Genomic DNA, 17608 nt, shown 5'->3' on the forward strand with positions numbered 1-17608 from the left:
TCCGGAGACATACATGGCTGATCTTCCCACAAAGGCCCGCGTGGTCATCATCGGCGGCGGCGTCGTCGGCTGCTCGGTCGCCTATCACCTGACCAAGCTCGGCTGGAAAGACGTGGTGCTGCTGGAGCGCAAGCAGTTGACCTCGGGCACCACCTGGCATGCGGCGGGCCTGATCGGCCAGCTCCGTGCCAGCTCCAACATGACCAAGCTTGCCCGCTACTCGGCCGAGCTCTATATGGGGCTCGAGGCCGAGACCGGCGTTGCCACCGGCATGCGTCAGGTCGGTTCGGTCTCGGTCGCGCTGACGGGTGAGCGGCTGGAAGAGCTCTATCGCAACGCCGCCATGGCCCGCGCCTTTGGCGTCCCGGTGGAGGAACTGTCACCGGCCGAGGTCAAGGAGCGCTATCAGCACATCAACCTCGACGGTGTCACCGGCGGTGTCTGGCTGCCGACCGATGGTCAGGCCGACCCGGCCAATATCGCATTGGCGCTGGCCAAGGGCGCCCGCCAGCGCGGCGCCGTGGTCAAGGAACGGATCAAGGTCACCAACATCGCCAGACAGGGCCGCCGGGTCACCGGCGTCGACTGGATCAGCGATGATGGCAGCGAACAGGGCCATATCGCCTGCGAGATGATCGTGAACTGCGCCGGCATGTGGGGCCATCAGGTGGGCCGCATGGCGGGCATCAATGTGCCGCTGCAAGCCTGCGAACATTTCTACATCGTCTCGGAACCCATCCAGGGCCTGACCCAGATGCCGGTTCTGCGCGTCCCCGACGAATGCGCCTATTACAAGGAAGACGCGGGCAAGATGATGCTGGGCGCGTTCGAGCCGAAATCGAAACCCTGGGGCATGGACGGCATCCCCGATACATTCGAATTCGACCAGCTGCCCGAGGATTTCGACCATTTCGAACCCATCCTCGAGGCCGCCGTGAACCGCATGCCGATGCTGGGCAGCGCGGGCATTCACACCTTCTTCAACGGACCCGAAAGCTTTACCCCCGACGACGCCTATCACCTTGGTCTCGCGCCCGAGATGGACAACGTCTGGGTCGCCGCCGGGTTCAACTCGATCGGGATCCAGTCGGCGGGCGGCGCGGGCCATGCGCTCAGCCAGTGGATGGACAGCGGCGAGAAACCCTTTGACCTGGGCGATGTCGATATCGCCCGCATGCAGCCCTTCCAGGGCAACAAGCGCTATCTGGTCGAACGCTCGACCGAGACGCTGGGCCTGCTCTATGCCGATCACTTCCCCTATCGGCAGAAAGCCACCTCGCGCGGGGTGCGCCGCACCCCGTTCCACGAACATCTCAAGGCACAAGGTGCCGTGTTCGGCGAACTGGCGGGCTGGGAACGCGCCAACTGGTATGCGCGCCCGGATCAGGAGCGCGAATACCGATACAGCTGGCGGCGGCAGAATTTCTTCGACAACGTGGCCGAGGAACACAGGGCGATCCGCACCGGGCTGGGCATGTATGACATGTCCTCCTTTGGAAAGATCCGGGTCGAGGGGCCGGACGCCACCGCCTATCTCAACCATATCGCGGGCGGTCAGTTCGACGTGCCGGTGGGCCGCATCGTCTATACCCAGTTCCTGAACGCGCGCGGCGGGATCGAGGCCGACGTAACCGTCACCCGCCTGAGCGAGACCGCCTATCTGGTCGTCACCCCTGCTGCCACCCGCTATGCCGACCAGACCCGGATGATGCGCCTTGTGGGCGATTTCCGCGTGGTGGTCACCGACGTGACCGCGGGCGAAGGCGTGCTGGCGGTGATGGGACCCAAGGCGCGCGAGTTGATGGCGCGGGTCAGCCCGAACGACTTCTCCAACGACGTGAACCCCTTTGGTACCGCGCAGGAAATCGAACTGGGTATGGGCCTCGCCCGCGTCCATCGCGTGACTTATGTGGGTGAACTCGGGTGGGAAATCTACGTCTCTTCCGACATGGCGGGCCACGCGTTTGAAACCCTGTTCGAGGCGGGCCAGGATCTGGGCCTGAAACTCTGCGGGATGCATGTGATGGATTGCTGCCGGATCGAAAAGGCGTTCCGCCATTTCGGCCATGACATCACGCCCGAGGATCACGTGCTGGAGGCGGGTCTGGGTTTTGCCGTCAAGACCGACAAGCCCGATTTCATTGGCCGTGACGCGGTGCTGCGGAAAAAGGACGAGGGGCTGAAAAACCGCATGGTCCAGTTCCGCCTGACCGACGCCGAACCGCTGCTCTATCACAACGAGCCGCTGCTCAGGGACGGTCAGATCGTCGGCTATCTCAGCTCGGGCGCCTATGGTCACCACCTGGGCGGCGCCATCGGTATGGGCTATGTCCCCTGCACAGGCGAAAGCGCGGCGGATGTTCTGGCCTCGACCTATGAGATCGACGTGATGGGTACCCGTGTCCGTGCAGAGGCTTCGCTTGCCCCGATGTATGATCCGAAATCCGAGAGGGTGAAGGTCTGACCCGACCCTGACCAGGGCAGGAGCGCGCGGCGCCGCCGCGCGATCCTTCGGTTTCGATGCTCCGTTGCGGTTTGACCTCCTCTGTACAAAACGGTCAATCAGGGGTCTAGGCCGCGTACAAAACGGTCAATTCGCGGTACAAATCCGGTTCGAATGCTGCGCCCCGATCCGCGACCCATCACGGGTCTTGATGACCCCCACTCAGTTTTGTCGCTTTCCTTTTCCGGCCTGCACCTGCAATACACCTGCACAAGTGAAGGAGATCGCGGATGACCCAGACCCAGAACGTGGATACCCCGCGCGGCTTGGCACTGGCCATCACGGCCTATCTCCTCTGGGGATTTTTACCCTTGTATATGAAGGCGTTATCTCACATCCCCCCGGTCGAGGTGGTGGCCCATCGCATCGTCTGGTCGGTGCCCGTGGCGGGTATCCTGCTGATCGCGCTGGGCCGGACACGCGATTTGCGCGCCGCGCTGCGCAACCCGCGCATGCTGGGCATGGCCTGTGTCACGGCGGCGCTGATCTCGGTCAACTGGGCCATCTATGTCTGGGCTATCACTAGCGGTCATGCGCTAGATGCAGCGTTGGGCTACTACATAAACCCGCTCTTCAGCATCGCCCTCGCAGCCCTTATCTTGGGGGAGAGGCTGACCCGGATACAAGTTCTTGCGATCATGCTGGCGGCCGCAGGGGTGGCCGTGCTGGTCTTCGAGGCCGGGAAACTGCCCTGGGCCGCTCTCAGCCTGACTGTCAGCTGGGGGTTTTACGCGCTGTTCAAGCGGTCTCTGCCCATCGGTCCGAACCAGGGTTTCCTGCTCGAAGTGCTGATCCTGATGCCCTTTGCGCTGGCCTATGTCCTCTGGCTGATGGCGCAGGGGCAGGGGCATTTCGGCGGCTTCGGGGCCGACAGTCTGTTGTTGGCCGGCGCAGGGGTGGTGACGGCGGTGCCGCTGTTGTTCTATGCCAACGGGGCCAAACTGGTGCGCCTGTCGACCATGGGTATCCTGCAATACATCGCGCCCACGATGATCTTCATCAGCGCCGTAGCGCTGTTTGGTGAAGAGATCGACCGGGGTCGCATGATCGCCTTTCCGATGATCTGGGCCGCGCTGGTGATCTATTCGGTGCCGATGCTGCGGCAGATGCGGCGCGCGGCCTGAGCGCGGATCAGCGCAGCCAGCCCCTCGGCCCAGCGGTCATAGGCCAGCGGGCTGGGGTGATATCCATCACGGGCTGCCATTGCCGGGTCGGGTGGGATGATCGGATGGTGGTGCAGCGCAGACGGGTTGCGTTGCACGACCTGCTGCAAGGCTCGGTCGAGCCGCCGGGTCTGTGCACCCAGCACCCAGGCCAGCGGCTGCGGCAGGGCCGGAAACAAGGCCATGTCGGGCACCGCCGTCACGATGACCATCCGCGCACCAAGTGGCCCTGTCAGATGATCGAGCAGTGCGGCTTGGCGCCGGGCGAACCCGCGCGCGCTGGTGCCGCGCGTGGTATCGTTGACCCCCAGCGCCGTGACTGCGATGTCGAACGATCCGGTTAGACGGACCAACCGGTCCAGCGTGTCGCGGGTGGTGTGGCCGGTCGTCGCCTCGATCCGCCAGTCGAGCGTATATTCCTCGGCCAGCCGCGCCACCAGCCGGCCGCTCAGCGCCTCGTCCTGGGTCGCGGCGCCGACCCCGGCGGCCGAGCTGTCGCCCGCGATCAGCAACCTCAGTAGCGGGCCGCTGCCCGCCCTGCCGGCGCGCGGACCTGCGGGTTCGGGCAAGAGCTGTGCCTTGCGCCGAACCGCCAGCCCCTGTGCGGCCAGAACCGGCAACAGGGGCAGGCGCAGAATCTGGTCGATCCCGATCAGCTGAGCGCCTCGCGATACTTGAGGAAACGTGCATCGGTCATCACCCGCGCGTTCATTGCGTCGCGCAGGGCGCCCACGGTCTTGTAGGGGCGCATGACCACCTCGAAGTCCTGGATCAGCCCGTCCTCGTTGAGGGTGATCAGGTCGACGCCGACCGCATCCAGATCGCCGACCTTGCACTGGAATTCCAGCGCCCAATCCTTGCCCTCGCCCATGACGCGGCGATAGCGGAACTCGGAAAACACCTGTCCGACATGGCCCAGAACCGCGGCGACCGGGTCGCGACCGGTCCAGGTTTTGTAATAGGTCGGCGGCAGGAAGCGGACATCCTCGGCCAGCAGGGCGTGGATCAGGCTTTCGTCGCCCTTGGCCACCACCTCTTGCATCCGTGCGATCGTGGGGTGCATCTGCGTTCTCCTCTCGATGGTTTGAGCGCAGCCTTGCGCCGCCCGCCCACCGGCGCAAGCGCGACGTTGCGAGAACCCGTCGTCTGCGCTAGGGCATGCGGCCATGAGTGACGATTACAATCCGCCCCAAGACCCGCTGGACGTGCTCCACGAGGATGCCGAACTGATCGTGGTGAACAAGCCCGCCGGCCTGTTGTCGGTGCCGGGGCGCGGCGCGCATCTGGCCGATTGCCTGCTGTCACGGGTGCAGGCTGCTTTTCCCGGCGCGCTGCTGGTGCATCGGCTGGACCGGGACACATCCGGGGTGATGGTCTTTGCCCAGACGCCCCATGCGCAGCGCAACCTCGGCCGCCAGTTCGAGGAGCGCAAGACCCGCAAGACCTATGTCGCGCGGCTTTGGGGGCGGCTGGAGCCAAAGACGGGCACCGTCGATCTGCCACTGATCGTCGACTGGCCCAATCGGCCGCGCCAGATGGTCTGTCACGAGACCGGCAAGCCCGCCGTCACCGATTGGCGGGTGCTGCGATACGAAGGGGATACCACCCGCGTGCGCCTGTTGCCGCGCACAGGGCGGTCGCATCAGTTGCGGGTGCATTGTCAGGCGCTGGGTCACCCTATCCTGGGCGATCCGTTCTATGCCACCGGCGCTGCAAAGGCCTTTCCGCGCCTGATGCTGCATTCCGAGGAACTGCGCCTCAAACATCCTGAAAGCGGTCGTTCGATGACCTTTCGTGCGCCCGCGCCCTTCTGAAGCGCCGTTACCCCCTACAGTTTGCCGCAAATACTCCGGGGGACATGGGGGCAGCGCCCCCCGCCGCGAATGTGCGGCGCGCTCAGACCTCGATCTTCAGCCAGTCGGGCGGCAAGAGGTCGGGATTGTGCAACTTCGCATCGCCGAACCAGCGGGCGGGGCCGGCTACCCGCTTGTCGGGGTTTTCGTTCAGCCATGCCGCCCACCACGAGAACGAGGAATTGCCGATGATATTGTGGCGGCACAGACTCATCAGGCGCATGTCCTCGAAATCGGTCTCGGGCCCGTTGAAATCCACCACCACCTTTTGCACCGGCAGTGGCAAGTTGTCTTGCGCCCAGCCGGGATCGTCCGAAAAGACAAAGACAACCGGATTGCCAGCGACCCGCTCGAGTACCCGGGCCAGCGCGGCCTCATAGTAGCGCTGGTCGCACAGGGTATGGGCGGCCAGCGCCACGTAGTCCCCCCGCCGCACATGCAGCGAGATTGCAGGGCATTCGCCGATCCGCGCGGCCATTTCCGCGTTTTGACTGTTGGAAAAAGCGGGAAAGGTGAAATCGGCGCGGATGCGGTCGGCGATATGGGCGAAATAGCGTTCCGACTGCCAATATCCGTGCAGATAGCTGCCGTCGCCCCAACCCTCGATCGCAGGGTTGTAGCCCAACCCGCGCTCGCGCCGGAACTGCGGCGCCAGACCCAGCAGCCGCCAGGCGCTATAACGAAGGAAGCCGTCGCCTTTGAGCGGCGGCAGACGGTCCGGGCGGGCTAGGTCGAGTTCGAAGACGCGGGTCAACGCCCCTTCGCTACGGGCCTCGGCCAGCCGGGTGTCCAGCGCGACTTGCGTGCCCAATCGGGCGGCCAGGCCGCGCGCGGCGGCATATTGGAACATCTGGTTGCCAAGGCGGCCGTGCAGGCGGGTGGTGATCATGATGCAAACTTCTTGGTTTCGGCACTTAGTAAAGAAACCGTGATGAATTGTGTAGGATCAAACGCCGTTCAATGGGGGCTTGTTGACAGCTCGTGCTCCCTTACCTATCTAACCGCCAGGTTCGGGTTCCCTGCCGCTCGCGGCCTTTTGGCCTTGGTGAAACCCGCTTGATCACGATCCTTGCCCTTTTCCGGCGCTTGGATGGCAATGCGAGCCCCGTCCGTTTTGATGCGCCCGTTCTGGAAAACGAGGCAAAGATGACACATAGAATTCCCACCGCGCCCATCGAGGCGTACAAGGCGCAAGCCCGTCGCCTGCGCGACGATCTGCACGCTGCGGGCACCCCGATCAGCCATTCGCGCGCGCTTGAACTCGTGGCACACCAACACGGTGTCCGCGACTGGAACACGCTGGTGGCCGAGGCTGGCAACCGGCTGCATTTCAGCGTCGGTGACCGGGTGTCCGGCGAGTATCTGGGCCAGCCCTTCACCGCCGAAGTCCGGGGCCTTTCCGTGCTGGGAGATGGTGGTCACCGCCGCATCACGTTGCATTTCGACCAACCGGTCGATGTGGTCCGGTTCGACAGTTTCTCGGCCCTGCGCCAACGGGTCAGTGGCGAGATCGGATGGGATGGCCGCTCCAGCCGGCGTACCTCGGACGGCCAGCCGCAACTGATCGTGCGCCCGGCCTGACCTTGACGACACCGAAGGCGCGCGCCGCATCCCGTGGCGCGCGCCATTCCTCTTTCAATCCGGTCCAAACTCCTGTATGGGCGCAAAATCTGAGACGTGGTGCCCCGACCCCGGCACCGTGAAGGAAATGATAACGGGGTCGGCGGCAATGGGGCCGCCATTGAAACGGGAGACCCGGGATACGCCTGGGAGTGCTCCCATCTAGGATACGCACATGTTTGATGTAACGACGAAATCGATGCAGTGGGGCGAGGAAACGCTGACACTGGAATCGGGCAAGATTGCCCGTCAGGCCGACGGTTCGGTGGTTGCCACCCTGGGCGAGACCCGCGTGATGGCCAACGTGACCTTTGCCCGTGAGCAAAAACCGGGCCAGGACTTCTTTCCCCTGACGGTCCACTATCAGGAAAAATACTACGCCGCGGGTAAGGTGCCGGGCGGTTTCTTCAAGCGCGAGGCGCGCCCGACCGAAAAGGAAACGCTGACCGCGCGCCTGATCGACCGGCCGATCCGCCCGCTGTTCGTGCCCGGCTTCAAGAACGAAGTGCTGGTGATGTGCACCGTGCTGAGCCACGATCTCGTCAACGATCCCGATATCGTTGCGATGATCGCCGCTTCGGCCGCGCTCACCATCTCGGGCGTGCCGTTCATGGGCCCGATCGCAGGCTGCCGCGTCGGCTATGTCGATGGCGAATATGTCCTGAACCCGACCGTCGACGACATGCAGGACCTGCGCCTGAACCCCGAACAGCGTCTGGACCTGGTTGTTGCCGGGACCAAGGACGCCGTGATGATGGTGGAATCCGAGGCCTATGAGCTGACCGAGGCCGAGATGCTGGGCGCCGTGACCTTTGCGCATGAGCAGATCCAGCCGGTCGTGGACCTGATCATCGGCTTTGCAGAACAGTGCGCCAAGGAACCGTTCGACTTTACTCCGCCGGACTATTCCGACCTCTACGCCGCGGTCAAAGCCGCGGGTGAAGAGCAGATGCGCGCTGCATTCGCGATCACCGACAAACAGGAGCGCACCGCAGCCGTTGCCGCCGCGCGCGAGGCCATCAAGGCCGCCCTGACCGAGGAGCAGCTGGCAGACGGCAATCTCGGCTCGGCCCTGAAGAAACTCGAAGCCGGCATCCTGCGCGGCGACGTGGTCAAGGGTGGCAAGCGGATCGACGGCCGTGACACCACCACCGTGCGCCCGATCGTGGCCGAAACCGGCCTGCTGCCGCGGACCCACGGGTCTGCCCTGTTCACCCGGGGCGAGACCCAGGGTCTGGTCGTGACCACGCTGGGCACCGGCGACGATGAACAGTTCATCGACGCGCTGCACGGCAATTTCAAATCGAACTTCCTGCTGCATTACAACTTCCCCCCCTATTCGGTGGGCGAGGTTGGCCGCGTGGGTTCGCCCGGCCGTCGTGAGATCGGTCATGGCAAACTGGCTTGGCGTGCGCTTCAGGCGGTGCTGCCGGCGCCGACCGACTTCCCCTATACCATCCGCGTGGTGTCCGAGATCACCGAGTCCAACGGTTCGTCCTCGATGGCATCGGTCTGCGGCGGGTCGCTGTCGATGATGGATGCGGGCGTGCCGCTGAAATCCGCCGTTGCCGGTGTGGCCATGGGCCTGATCCTGGAAGACGACGGATCCTATGCGGTTCTGACCGACATCCTGGGTGACGAGGACCACCTGGGCGACATGGACTTCAAGGTGGCAGGTACCGAAAACGGCATCACCTCGCTGCAGATGGACATCAAGGTTGCGGGCATCACGCCCGAGATCATGGAGAAAGCCCTGTCGCAGGCCAAGGATGGGCGGATGCACATCCTGGGCGAGATGAACAAGGCGCTGTCGGGCGCTGCCGACTTCTCGGTCCATGCACCGCGCATCGAGACCATGCAGATCCCCACCGACAAGATCCGCGAAGTGATCGGTTCGGGCGGCAAGGTGATCCGCGAGATCGTCGAAGTGTCGGGCGCCAAGGTCGATATCAACGACGATGGCATCATCAAGATCGCCTCGCCCAACGGCGACTCGATCAAGAAGGCCTATGACATGATCTGGTCCATCGTGGCCGAGCCCGAAGAGGGTCAGATCTATACCGGTAAAGTCGTGAAGATCGTCGATTTTGGCGCCTTCGTGAACTTCTTTGGCAAGCGTGACGGCCTGGTGCACGTGTCCCAGATCGAAAACCGCCGCCTGAACCATCCCTCGGACGTTCTGAAGGAAGGTCAGGAAGTGAAGGTCAAGCTCTTGGGCTTTGACGATCGCGGCAAGGTGCGCCTGTCGATGAAGGTTGTCGATCAGGAAACCGGCGAAGAGATCGTTCCGGAAAAGAAAGAGGCCTCTGAGGCGGAATAAGCCTCTGGTCTTGCACAGACGGAAAGGCCCGGACATTCCGTCTGGGCCTTTTCCATTCGGGCCGCGCGTTGGACAGGCGGCGACAGGGAGGTCCGGCATGGATCTGATCGGTTTCGTCATTCATCTGGAACGCGCCAAGGACCGGCGCGCGCAGGCCGAGGCGCTGGTGGCGCAACTGCCCTACGCTTCGCTGCTGCCTGCGGTCGATGGTGCGGCACTGGCGCCAGAGGCGCGGGGCCGGGCCTTTCGGCCCGGGATCCTGCAACCCGCTTATCCCTTTGACCTGCGTCCGGGCGAGATCGGTTGTTTCCTTAGCCACCGCGCCGCCTGGTCTCGGCTGGTTGAGAGCGAAGCGGAGGCCGCGCTGATCATCGAGGATGACATGGCGTTGGAGTCGGGCTTTGCCGATGCGCTGGCGCTGGCGCAGCGCCATGTGGCGCAGATGGGCTATATCCAGTTTCAAACTCGTCCGGTGACCGCGCCCGCGATAGATCAGCAAGGGCAATCCGTGTTGATGCAGCCCGAATTGACACCGCTGCGCACCTCGGGCCAGCTGGTGGCGCGCTGGGCGGCGGAACGGCTGCTGGCCCTGACTGAACCATTTGACCGGCCGGTCGACACGTTCCTGCAAATGCACTGGCATACCGGGCTGCGGCTGGGAGTGGTCAGCCCTTCGGGCCTCACAGACCGCACCGGAGCCATCGGAGGCAGCACTATCGGTGCGAAAAAGAGCCTGGGTGAGCGGTTGACCCGCGAATGGCATCGCGCGCGCTATCGTGCGGCGGTGCGGCGGCGGTCACGCGGCTGAAGGCGCCTTAGCGCAGGCGCCATTCCTCCCAGATGAACGGGTAACACCAGGCGCAGTCATGGGTTTCCCCCAGCCGCGCGCAGATCGCCGCGCGGGTGTCGATCAGCGCCGGTTCGAACAGGTGAAACTGGACTTGCAGCCGCGCGATGCGGGGCATCAGCCCGCTGTCCAGCAGGGCAGGCAGCAGATCGTATTCGCCGCCTTCGATATTGATCTTCATCAGATCGATCCGGTCCAGCCCCAGCTCGGCAAAGACTGCGCCGACTGGGTGCACCGGCGCCGTGAGCGCGCCGCCCTGACCGCCAAAGGCCGAGGAGGCATCGCCATCGTCGCTGAGCGTCAGGGTACCCTCGGCCCCGCCCATGGCGAAATCATGCACCGAAACATTCGGCATGTCGGCGTATTTCGCCCTCAGCGCATTGGCAAATCGGGGGTGAGGTTCGAACACATGTACCCGCGCCTGGGGTTGAACGGACAGGATCAGATCGGCCCAGCCACCCTCGAACCCGCCCACATCCAGAACCACAGCCCCGGGGGCAAGATCGTCATAGGTATGAAACCGCGTCTTCAGCGCATTGTCGGTGCGCCAGGCCTTGAGCCCGGCATAATGCTCGGCCTTCCAGGGGTTGCGGCGCAGGTCGAGCCAGCGTTTCAAAGAGGCCATGGCAAAGGTCTTTCTATCGTTGACGGGCGCAGGTCACCCCGCGCCCGCGATGGGCTTAGCCCGGGTTCTTTGCAAACCGCAGATAAGGCAGTTTGATGTCCAGCGCACCGTATTTTTCTTCGGCGGCGGCATTGTCCAGCGCTAGCGAGACAATCACGTCCTGCCCGATTTCCCAGTTGGCTGGCGTGGCCAGCGGCTGCTGATAGGTGCGCTGCAGCCCGTCAAGTGCGCGCAGCACCTCTGCAAAGTTGCGCCCGACCGACATCGGGTAGGTCATCGACAGTTGCAGTTTCTTGTCGGGGCTGATGATAAAGACCGAGCGTACCGTGGCGCTGTCGGCAGGGGTGCGACCGTCGGGCAGATAGGCGTCGGCGGGAAGCATGTCAAAGGCCTTGGAGACCGCCAGACCTTCGTCGGCGATGATCGGAAAGCCGGCGGTGGCGCCGGCAAAGCTTTCGATGTCACCCTTCCATTTCTTGTGATCTTCGACGCCGTCGACCGAAACGCCGATCACCTTGGTGTTGCGTTTGGTCCATTCATCGGCCAGTTGCGCCACGGCGCCGAACTCGGTGGTGCACACCGGGGTGAAATCCTTGGGATGCGAGAAGAGGATGGCCCAGCTGTCGCCGATCCAGTCATGGAACGCGATACGCCCCTTGTCGGTATCGGCCTCGAAATTGGGAACGATATCGTTGATGCGCAAACCCATGGGGATCTCCTTTGCTGTGAGTGCGAGTCAGTCGCGTCCAATCTAGCGACTGGTCCACCCGGTTACATCACCCGCGACAAGGTGCCGCCACTAGAATTCTGTGCGGCGACAAAATTTGATCAAATTTTGCGGCCGCCCCTTGCCGCGCGCTGTCATGGGTGACACAGTTGCCCCGATTCTCGACCGTCCGGTCGAAAACCGTCTGATCAGGAGAGGCAGACATGATCGAAAAGCGTGATTTCTATATCAACGGCGCCTGGGTTGCGCCTGCCGTCAGCAACGATTTCCAAGTCATCAACCCGTCGACCGAAGAACCCTGTGCCGTCATCTCCCTCGGCTCCGAGGCAGATACCAATGCCGCCGTCGCCGCCGCCAAGGCAGCACTGCCGGGATGGATGGCAACCCCCGTCGCCGAGCGCATCGCCCTGGTCGAAAAGCTGATCGAGATCTACCAGACCCGTGGCGAGGATCTGGCACAGGCGATGTCGCTGGAAATGGGCGCGCCCATCGACATGTCGCGCAGCCAACAGGTGGGCGCGGGCACGTGGCACCTGAAGAACTTCATCCGCGCTGCCAAGGCGTTTCAGTTCGAGCGCCCGTTGGGCGATCATGCCCCCAATGACCGCATCATCTACGAGGCGGTGGGCGTCGCGGCGCTGATCACGCCCTGGAACTGGCCGATGAATCAGATCACGCTCAAGGTCGGCGCCGCCGCCATCGCGGGCTGCACCATGGTCCTGAAACCCTCCGAGCAAAGCCCGCTAAACGCGATGATCTTTGCAGAGATGATGGACGAGGCGGGCTTCCCGCCGGGTGTGTTCAACCTGGTGAATGGCGATGGCGCGGGCGTGGGTTCGCAGCTTTCATCGCATCCCGATATCGACATGGTCAGCTTCACCGGCTCGACCCGAGCGGGCACCGCGATCTCCAAGGCGGCTGCCGATACGCTCAAGAAAGTGCATCTGGAACTGGGCGGCAAGGGCGCCAACGTGATCTTTGCCGATGCCGATGACAAGGCGGTCAAGCGCGGCGTGCTGCACATGATGAACAATACCGGCCAGAGCTGTAACGCGCCCAGCCGTATGCTGGTGCAACGTCCGATCTACGATCAGGCGGTCGAAACCGCCGCCGAAGTGGCCAGCAAGGTCACCGTGGGCAACGCACTGGACGAAGGCCGCCATATCGGCCCGGTGGTGAACGAACTGCAATGGTCCAAGATCCAAGACCTGATCCAGAAGGGCATCGACGAAGGCGCCCGCCTGGTCGCGGGTGGCACCGGCCGGCCCGAGGGGTTGAACAAGGGCTATTATGTGCGCCCCACCGTGTTTGCGGATGCCAACAACCAGATGACCATCGCGCGCGAAGAGATCTTTGGCCCGGTCCTGACCATGATCCCCTTCGATACCGAGGAAGAGGCGATCGAGATCGCAAATGACACGCCCTACGGGTTGACCAACTATGTGCAGACGCAGGACGCCGCCCGCGCAAACCGTATGGCGCGCGCGCTGCGCTCTGGCATGGTCGAGATGAACGGCCAATCCCGTTCCGCCGGGTCGCCCTTTGGCGGCATGAAACAGTCCGGCAACGGGCGCGAGGGCGGCGTCTGGGGCTTGGAAGACTTCCTTGAGGTCAAGGCTGTCGGCGGCTGGGCTGCCGAGTAGATCGCAGCAGAACATGCCTTCGTCCGCGCGGGTCTTTGTCGTGCGGGCGGGAGCCTCCGGCGGGAGTATTTGCAAACCAGAAAGAAGCAGCAGCGAAATAGCTTCTTTCTGGTTGAAAATACTCCGGGGGTCTGGGGGCTGGCCCCCAGTTCCATCCTATGACCCCAGCAAGTGCCGGTCGACCATGCGCTGAACCATCGGCGCGAAATGGTCGAAATCTGGGGTTTCCATATCGGCTCGCTTGCCGGCCTCGTCCAGATAACGGACCTGAATGATTGCCTCGATGTTCGGGTTTCTTTCGAACTCGGCCACCTCTTCGGTACTCATCGGGCCACCCTGCAACTCCAGCGTATGGACCGAGGCGGGTGACAGGCGCGCGAAATATGCTGGCTTGGTGGCACAGAGATAGCGTTTCGCGGCCACGTGATATTTCACGCAATCGGTGATCACTGGCGGGAAGAACGGCGCCAGCACCGCCTCGCCCGCATCCTCGTGGTGGCGGTCTTCGGTGTCATCGGGGTGATAGGTGCCGAATTCCGAGGTGAAATGCCCGATATCATGCAAGAGAGCACCGACGATGATTTCCTCGGGCAGGCCGTTTTGCTCGGCAATGGTGGCGCCTTGCAGCATGTGCTGGGCCATGGTCACCGGCTCTCCCAGATATTCCTCGCCTCCCCGTCGGGCGAAGATGTCGGCAAGGAACGCGACGATGTTGTCGCGGTTTAGAGCCGTGAAATCAGGGTTCATTCCGCGGCCTCCAGCCCGGCGGCCTCCATTGCGGCTAGGGTCGAGAGGAGCCCGTCCTTGTCGGCGTAACACCCTTGCAGCCAGCGCGAGCCAGCACCGGAATAGCCGGTGCGTGCATGCAGGACACGGGTGTTGTCGACGATGAAGCTCTCGCCCGGTTCCAGCTTGAACGTGACCCCCATCTCCGGGTCGTCGATGAGCTCGGCCAGTTGGCGATAGGCGGCGTAATAGGCCTCCATCTTGTCAAAGGGGATATCCACGAAGGGGGCCGACGAGCGGTTGTTGAAACGGATGGCCATCAGTTGACCGTCGGGTGACAGTTCGATCATCGGACGCCGCGCGCGCAGGCAGACGCCGCCAGATCCCCGGTATTCGAAGCGCGCTGGATAGCCTGCAAGCAGCGCGAACCCTTCGGGATTGGCGTCCCGCAACCGCTCTGCTGCGCGAAAGCCGTCGACGACGATACTGTCGCCGCCCTCGGCGCTGTTTTCCAGGCAGTAGAGGATTTGCAGCGTCGGCACCGGATCGCGATAGGGGTTGTCAGTATGGGCCTGAAGGCCCAGCCCGGTATAGGCAAGGTTGGTGGGGTTCACCTCGGTTCGCACCTCGAAATAGCGGCCATAATTGGTTTCGCGCACATAGCCGAAAAGGTCGGCCACCTTGAGCAAGGCGCCCGGTTCGGCGGGGCCGCCTGTCAGTCGGGCAAAGCCGAATTCGGCCACTGCCGCCAGCCAGTCGCGCTTGACCGCCGGATTGGCGTGCACGGCGGTCCAGTCGGCGCCGGGCGCGGCGATGCCGCCTTGCCATGTGGTGATGCCGGGGGCGGTCCATCCGATCGGATGAACCTGATTCCGGTCATAGGCATGCGCGACCAGCCAGTCGGCGGGATAGACGACGGTCTTGTTCTCAGGTTGAAAGGTCACCGAAAGCGCTCCATCAGCCAACGAGGCCGCGCCGATACTCAGATTGGCGGGAATGTCGCCGATGGTGATCAGGCGCTGGCCATTGTCGGGCGCGCGGGTCTCCGGGTCCAGCGCATTGTCGCGCAGCCAGATCGCGTGAAACCGGGTGATGGTGCTATCGGCAAGTTCAAGGGTGACGATCTGGTCAGAATGGGTGACCTGGCGCAGCATGAGGTCTCTCCTTTGTCGCGTATTTGCTGGCTTGAGAGATAGCGTGCCAAATGGCATCAAGACAGCTATCCCTTCTTTTGGCTTAGGGTTAGAAAAATCTATGGGAAAAACACCAATCGGCTTACCGCCACTTGATTGGCTGCGGGTATTCGAAGCTGCTGGCAGGCTGGGCGGATTCTCGGCCGCGGCGCGGGAATTCGGGTTGACCCAGGCGGCGGTCAGCCAGCGGATCGGCAATCTCGAGGCGTGGCTGGGAAGGGCGCTGTTCGTGCGTGGACCGCGCGGGGTGACTCTGACGGTCGAAGGAGAGAGTTATCTGCCGCTGGTGCAGGAAAGCTTGTCGGCACTGGCACGCAGCACCGAGGACCTATTTGGCACCGTTCCGACCGAGTTACGGGTGGCGGGCCTTGCCTCGCATGTCGAGGCGTTGGTGGTGCCGCGCGCGGCGGCCTTTCTGGAAGCTCATCCTGGGGTGCGATTGATGACCGACTCCGCCGCCCGCCGCATCGGGCTGGACGCAGAACGGACCTGGCTGCAAATCCGGTTCGGGCGTGGTGTCTGGCCCGGGCGCGAGGCGCTGCTGATCGCGCCCGAGATACTGGCGCCGATGGCGGCGCCGGGGCAGGGGTGGGATGCGGGTATCATCGATCTGCGCGGAGAGCGGCCCGGCTGGAGCGACTGGGCGCGGCTGACAGGCGCGATGCCCCGAGGCCCGGCCTGGCTGAGTGTCGATTCGATGGGCCACGCGCTGGCGGCCGCCGAACAAGGGATCGGGGTGGCTTTGGGCTCGCTGCCGCTGGCGCGCGCGGCGCTGGACGCGGGTCGGCTCTGCCAGTTGAAAGCGCCTCGGATGCCGACGCGGGACGGGTATTGGCTGACCTGGCCCAGCGATCGTCTGACTGCGCGGCGTCAGCGCGCCCTCATCGAGGGGCTTCTTGCTGTTCTGACCGGAGAGGGCGCCTAGCCACGCATGCGCCGCAACCGGTCCGATATCGCCTGCATCAAGCCACCGATCACCAAGCCCCAGACGGCGGCGTTGAGCCCAAGGATGGTGATGCCCGACGCGGTGATCAGAAAGGTGGCGGCGGCGGCTTGGCGATAATCGGGCTCTTCCAGTGCCGCCAGCGTCGAGCCGGCAAAGACACCCAGCAGCGCCACGCCCGCAACGGTTCCCAGAACCAGCGCGGGGGCCAGTGCCGCAAATCCGGCGATGACCCCGGCAAAGAGGCCCAGTACGCAATAGAACAGCCCGCCCATGACAGCCGACCAATAACGTTGTGCGCTGTCCGGGTGGCTCTCTTCGTTGGCGCACATGGCGGCGGTGATTGCTGCCAGACAGGTGGCCGGAGACCCGAAGGGTGCGGATAGTACGCTGGCGAGACCGACCCCGCTCACCAGCGGAGCCGGGCGCGGCTGATAGCCATAGGCACGCAGCACCGCCAGACCGGGCACGTTCTGGGTCGCCATGGTGACGATGAAAAGCGGCAGCGCGATATTGGTCAGCGCCTCCAGCGAAAAGACCGGGGTGACCCAGACCGGCGCGGCAATCAGTGTTTCGGGCGCCGGAATGTCAAAGCCCGCATTGACGGTGACGACCAGCGCCCCGGCGACCACAGCGGCGGGTACTGCAAAGGGGCGGCTGACCTGGCTGACGATGAACCAGGTCAGGAGGATCGGCAGGGCGAGAAAAGGTATCTCTGCCAGCGCCTGAAACGGGCGCAGGCAAAGCGAGAACAGCACCCCCGCCAGCATTGCCTGGGCGATCGGTCCGGGGATTGCGGCGGTCAACCGGCTGAGCGGACGCCACCAGGCCGCGATCACGGTCATTGCACCCGCCAATATGAACCCGGCCACAGCTCCGCCGAACCCATCCTCGGGTATCGACGACACCGCCAGCAACGCGGCGCCCGGCGTAGACCACGCGACAGAGACGGGCGTCTTCGTCCAGAGGCTCAGCACTATCCCGGTGAGGCCCATCGAGAGCGCCGCGAACATCAGACCCGAGGCTGCTTGCGCAGTATCCGCGCCAACCCCTGCCAGACCCTGCAAGACGATCGGAAACGAACTGAAAAAACCGACGATAGCCACGACGAGGCCGGTCGAGACGGTTTGCATCGGAGGTCTGGAGGTCATGGAAACTCTCTGTCGCCCTTTGGGCCAATCTTGCCTTGCGGCAGAGAGTGCGGTCTGGGTCGCCGGGTTGCAACCCGGAACGCGCTGGTCAGAAGTCGATGGCGATGCCCTTTTTCTCCCAGTCGCCGTAACGGGCCGGGTCGGGTCCGTCGCGCCCTCCCAGCTCCTTGGGCAGCGGCTTGGCCTCGGCCTCGGCCTTGCGGCGGCGTTCCTCGGCCTCGGCGAGGGCGCGTTGGGCGGCGGGGGGCAGGTCTGTGCGCGGCTCGCTCATGGCTTTGCTGTTCCTTTCGGTCT

At 63.9% G+C, this 17608-nt stretch carries 17 protein-coding genes; 8 read left to right on the forward strand and 9 right to left on the reverse strand.

The features are described from left to right. Positions 1-13: 13 nt before the first annotated feature. Both AC2FL1_RS02500 and rarD read left to right on the forward strand, forming a co-directional pair. Complete coding sequence (locus AC2FL1_RS02500) at positions 14-2464, forward strand: GcvT family protein (RefSeq protein ID WP_496875877.1); 2451 nt, start codon at positions 14-16, stop codon at positions 2462-2464. Positions 2465-2733: 269 nt separating this feature from the next. After that, complete coding sequence (gene rarD, locus AC2FL1_RS02505; protein ID WP_496875878.1) at positions 2734-3627, forward strand: EamA family transporter RarD; 894 nt, start codon at positions 2734-2736, stop codon at positions 3625-3627. On the opposite strand, the gene AC2FL1_RS02510 is transcribed toward rarD, so the two are convergent. Next, positions 3585-4286 (reverse strand): SGNH/GDSL hydrolase family protein, encoded by a 702-nt coding sequence (locus tag AC2FL1_RS02510; RefSeq protein WP_496875879.1) that lies wholly within the window; start codon positions 4284-4286, stop codon positions 3585-3587. The two genes, rarD and AC2FL1_RS02510, sit on opposite strands and share 43 nt — an antisense overlap. Before the next feature lie 32 nt (positions 4287-4318). Next, the gene (locus AC2FL1_RS02515; RefSeq protein WP_496826579.1) at positions 4319-4729 is read right to left on the reverse strand and encodes a nuclear transport factor 2 family protein; all 411 of its coding nucleotides are present in this window, start codon (positions 4727-4729) and stop codon (positions 4319-4321) included. Positions 4730-4832: 103 nt separating this feature from the next. Here AC2FL1_RS02515 and AC2FL1_RS02520 point away from each other — a divergent pair, with 103 nt between their 5' ends. Continuing rightward, complete coding sequence (locus AC2FL1_RS02520) at positions 4833-5480, forward strand: RluA family pseudouridine synthase (RefSeq protein ID WP_496875880.1); 648 nt, start codon at positions 4833-4835, stop codon at positions 5478-5480. An 82-nt stretch (positions 5481-5562) separates the two neighbouring features. On the opposite strand, the gene AC2FL1_RS02525 is transcribed toward AC2FL1_RS02520, so the two are convergent. After that, a complete protein-coding gene (locus tag AC2FL1_RS02525) occupies positions 5563-6408 on the reverse strand; it encodes an alpha-1,2-fucosyltransferase (RefSeq protein WP_496875881.1) in 846 nt (281 codons plus the stop codon). 257 nt (positions 6409-6665) lie between these two features. Here AC2FL1_RS02525 and AC2FL1_RS02530 point away from each other — a divergent pair, with 257 nt between their 5' ends. The 3 genes from AC2FL1_RS02530 (at position 6666) to AC2FL1_RS02540 (ending at position 10267) form a co-directional block, all read left to right on the forward strand. Continuing rightward, complete coding sequence (locus AC2FL1_RS02530) at positions 6666-7100, forward strand: glyoxalase superfamily protein (protein ID WP_234169128.1); 435 nt, start codon at positions 6666-6668, stop codon at positions 7098-7100. A 214-nt stretch (positions 7101-7314) separates the two neighbouring features. Beyond that, the gene (pnp, locus tag AC2FL1_RS02535; RefSeq protein WP_238904620.1) at positions 7315-9459 is read left to right on the forward strand and encodes a polyribonucleotide nucleotidyltransferase; all 2145 of its coding nucleotides are present in this window, start codon (positions 7315-7317) and stop codon (positions 9457-9459) included. Positions 9460-9556: 97 nt separating this feature from the next. Continuing rightward, positions 9557-10267 carry a glycosyltransferase family 25 protein gene (locus AC2FL1_RS02540; RefSeq protein ID WP_496826572.1) on the forward strand — a complete coding sequence of 237 codons (711 nt, stop codon included), beginning with the start codon at positions 9557-9559 and terminating at the stop codon, positions 10265-10267. Positions 10268-10274: 7 nt separating this feature from the next. Here AC2FL1_RS02540 and AC2FL1_RS02545 read toward each other — a convergent pair whose 3' ends face one another. Both AC2FL1_RS02545 and AC2FL1_RS02550 read right to left on the reverse strand, forming a co-directional pair. After that, positions 10275-10931: an FkbM family methyltransferase gene (locus AC2FL1_RS02545; RefSeq protein WP_496875882.1), complete on the reverse strand. Its 657-nt coding sequence runs from the start codon at positions 10929-10931 to the stop codon at positions 10275-10277. 55 nt (positions 10932-10986) lie between these two features. Further along, the gene (locus AC2FL1_RS02550; protein WP_496826568.1) at positions 10987-11640 is read right to left on the reverse strand and encodes a peroxiredoxin; all 654 of its coding nucleotides are present in this window, start codon (positions 11638-11640) and stop codon (positions 10987-10989) included. 221 nt (positions 11641-11861) lie between these two features. Here AC2FL1_RS02550 and AC2FL1_RS02555 point away from each other — a divergent pair, with 221 nt between their 5' ends. Beyond that, positions 11862-13301 carry an aldehyde dehydrogenase family protein gene (locus AC2FL1_RS02555; RefSeq protein WP_496875883.1) on the forward strand — a complete coding sequence of 480 codons (1440 nt, stop codon included), beginning with the start codon at positions 11862-11864 and terminating at the stop codon, positions 13299-13301. Between the two features lie 156 nt (positions 13302-13457). Here the strand turns inward: AC2FL1_RS02555 and tmpB are convergent, their stop codons facing one another. Further along, positions 13458-14048 (reverse strand): (R)-1-hydroxy-2-trimethylaminoethylphosphonate oxygenase, encoded by a 591-nt coding sequence (tmpB, locus tag AC2FL1_RS02560; protein ID WP_496875884.1) that lies wholly within the window; start codon positions 14046-14048, stop codon positions 13458-13460. Further along, complete coding sequence (gene tmpA / locus AC2FL1_RS02565) at positions 14045-15181, reverse strand: 2-trimethylaminoethylphosphonate dioxygenase (RefSeq protein WP_496875885.1); 1137 nt, start codon at positions 15179-15181, stop codon at positions 14045-14047. Before tmpA ends, tmpB begins: the two co-directional genes overlap by 4 nt. Positions 15182-15281: 100 nt before the next feature. Here tmpA and AC2FL1_RS02570 point away from each other — a divergent pair, with 100 nt between their 5' ends. Continuing rightward, positions 15282-16145 carry a LysR family transcriptional regulator gene (locus AC2FL1_RS02570; protein ID WP_496875886.1) on the forward strand — a complete coding sequence of 288 codons (864 nt, stop codon included), beginning with the start codon at positions 15282-15284 and terminating at the stop codon, positions 16143-16145. Here AC2FL1_RS02570 and AC2FL1_RS02575 read toward each other — a convergent pair. Together AC2FL1_RS02575 and AC2FL1_RS02580 are read right to left on the reverse strand one after the other, a co-directional pair. After that, a complete protein-coding gene (locus AC2FL1_RS02575) occupies positions 16142-17314 on the reverse strand; it encodes a benzoate/H(+) symporter BenE family transporter (RefSeq protein WP_496826558.1) in 1173 nt (390 codons plus the stop codon). The genes AC2FL1_RS02570 and AC2FL1_RS02575 overlap by 4 nt on opposite strands. Positions 17315-17402: 88 nt before the next feature. Then, positions 17403-17585 (reverse strand): DUF1674 domain-containing protein, encoded by a 183-nt coding sequence (locus tag AC2FL1_RS02580; RefSeq protein WP_234144378.1) that lies wholly within the window; start codon positions 17583-17585, stop codon positions 17403-17405. Between the last annotated feature and the right edge of the window lie 23 nt (positions 17586-17608).

The organism is Ruegeria sp. YKSF070 (assembly GCF_059612725.1).

What these genes read in the sequence shown, in the direction of transcription:
- AC2FL1_RS02580 (WP_234144378.1), bottom strand. Translation starts at nt 17,585, where the DNA reads ATGAGCGAGCCGCGCACAGACCTGCCCCCCGCCGCCCAACGCGCCCTC.
- AC2FL1_RS02525 (WP_496875881.1), bottom strand. Translation starts at nt 6,408, where the DNA reads ATGATCACCACCCGCCTGCACGGCCGCCTTGGCAACCAGATGTTCCAA.
- AC2FL1_RS02540 (WP_496826572.1), top strand. Translation starts at nt 9,557, where the DNA reads ATGGATCTGATCGGTTTCGTCATTCATCTGGAACGCGCCAAGGACCGG.
- AC2FL1_RS02570 (WP_496875886.1), top strand. Translation starts at nt 15,282, where the DNA reads ATGGGAAAAACACCAATCGGCTTACCGCCACTTGATTGGCTGCGGGTA.
- AC2FL1_RS02555 (WP_496875883.1), top strand. Translation starts at nt 11,862, where the DNA reads ATGATCGAAAAGCGTGATTTCTATATCAACGGCGCCTGGGTTGCGCCT.
- AC2FL1_RS02515 (WP_496826579.1), bottom strand. Translation starts at nt 4,729, where the DNA reads ATGCACCCCACGATCGCACGGATGCAAGAGGTGGTGGCCAAGGGCGAC.
- tmpA (WP_496875885.1), bottom strand. Translation starts at nt 15,181, where the DNA reads ATGCTGCGCCAGGTCACCCATTCTGACCAGATCGTCACCCTTGAACTT.
- AC2FL1_RS02530 (WP_234169128.1), top strand. Translation starts at nt 6,666, where the DNA reads ATGACACATAGAATTCCCACCGCGCCCATCGAGGCGTACAAGGCGCAA.
- AC2FL1_RS02575 (WP_496826558.1), bottom strand. Translation starts at nt 17,314, where the DNA reads ATGACCTCCAGACCTCCGATGCAAACCGTCTCGACCGGCCTCGTCGTG.
- pnp (WP_238904620.1), top strand. Translation starts at nt 7,315, where the DNA reads ATGTTTGATGTAACGACGAAATCGATGCAGTGGGGCGAGGAAACGCTG.
- AC2FL1_RS02520 (WP_496875880.1), top strand. Translation starts at nt 4,833, where the DNA reads ATGAGTGACGATTACAATCCGCCCCAAGACCCGCTGGACGTGCTCCAC.
- AC2FL1_RS02545 (WP_496875882.1), bottom strand. Translation starts at nt 10,931, where the DNA reads ATGGCCTCTTTGAAACGCTGGCTCGACCTGCGCCGCAACCCCTGGAAG.
- AC2FL1_RS02550 (WP_496826568.1), bottom strand. Translation starts at nt 11,640, where the DNA reads ATGGGTTTGCGCATCAACGATATCGTTCCCAATTTCGAGGCCGATACC.
- tmpB (WP_496875884.1), bottom strand. Translation starts at nt 14,048, where the DNA reads ATGAACCCTGATTTCACGGCTCTAAACCGCGACAACATCGTCGCGTTC.
- AC2FL1_RS02500 (WP_496875877.1), top strand. Translation starts at nt 14, where the DNA reads ATGGCTGATCTTCCCACAAAGGCCCGCGTGGTCATCATCGGCGGCGGC.
- rarD (WP_496875878.1), top strand. Translation starts at nt 2,734, where the DNA reads ATGACCCAGACCCAGAACGTGGATACCCCGCGCGGCTTGGCACTGGCC.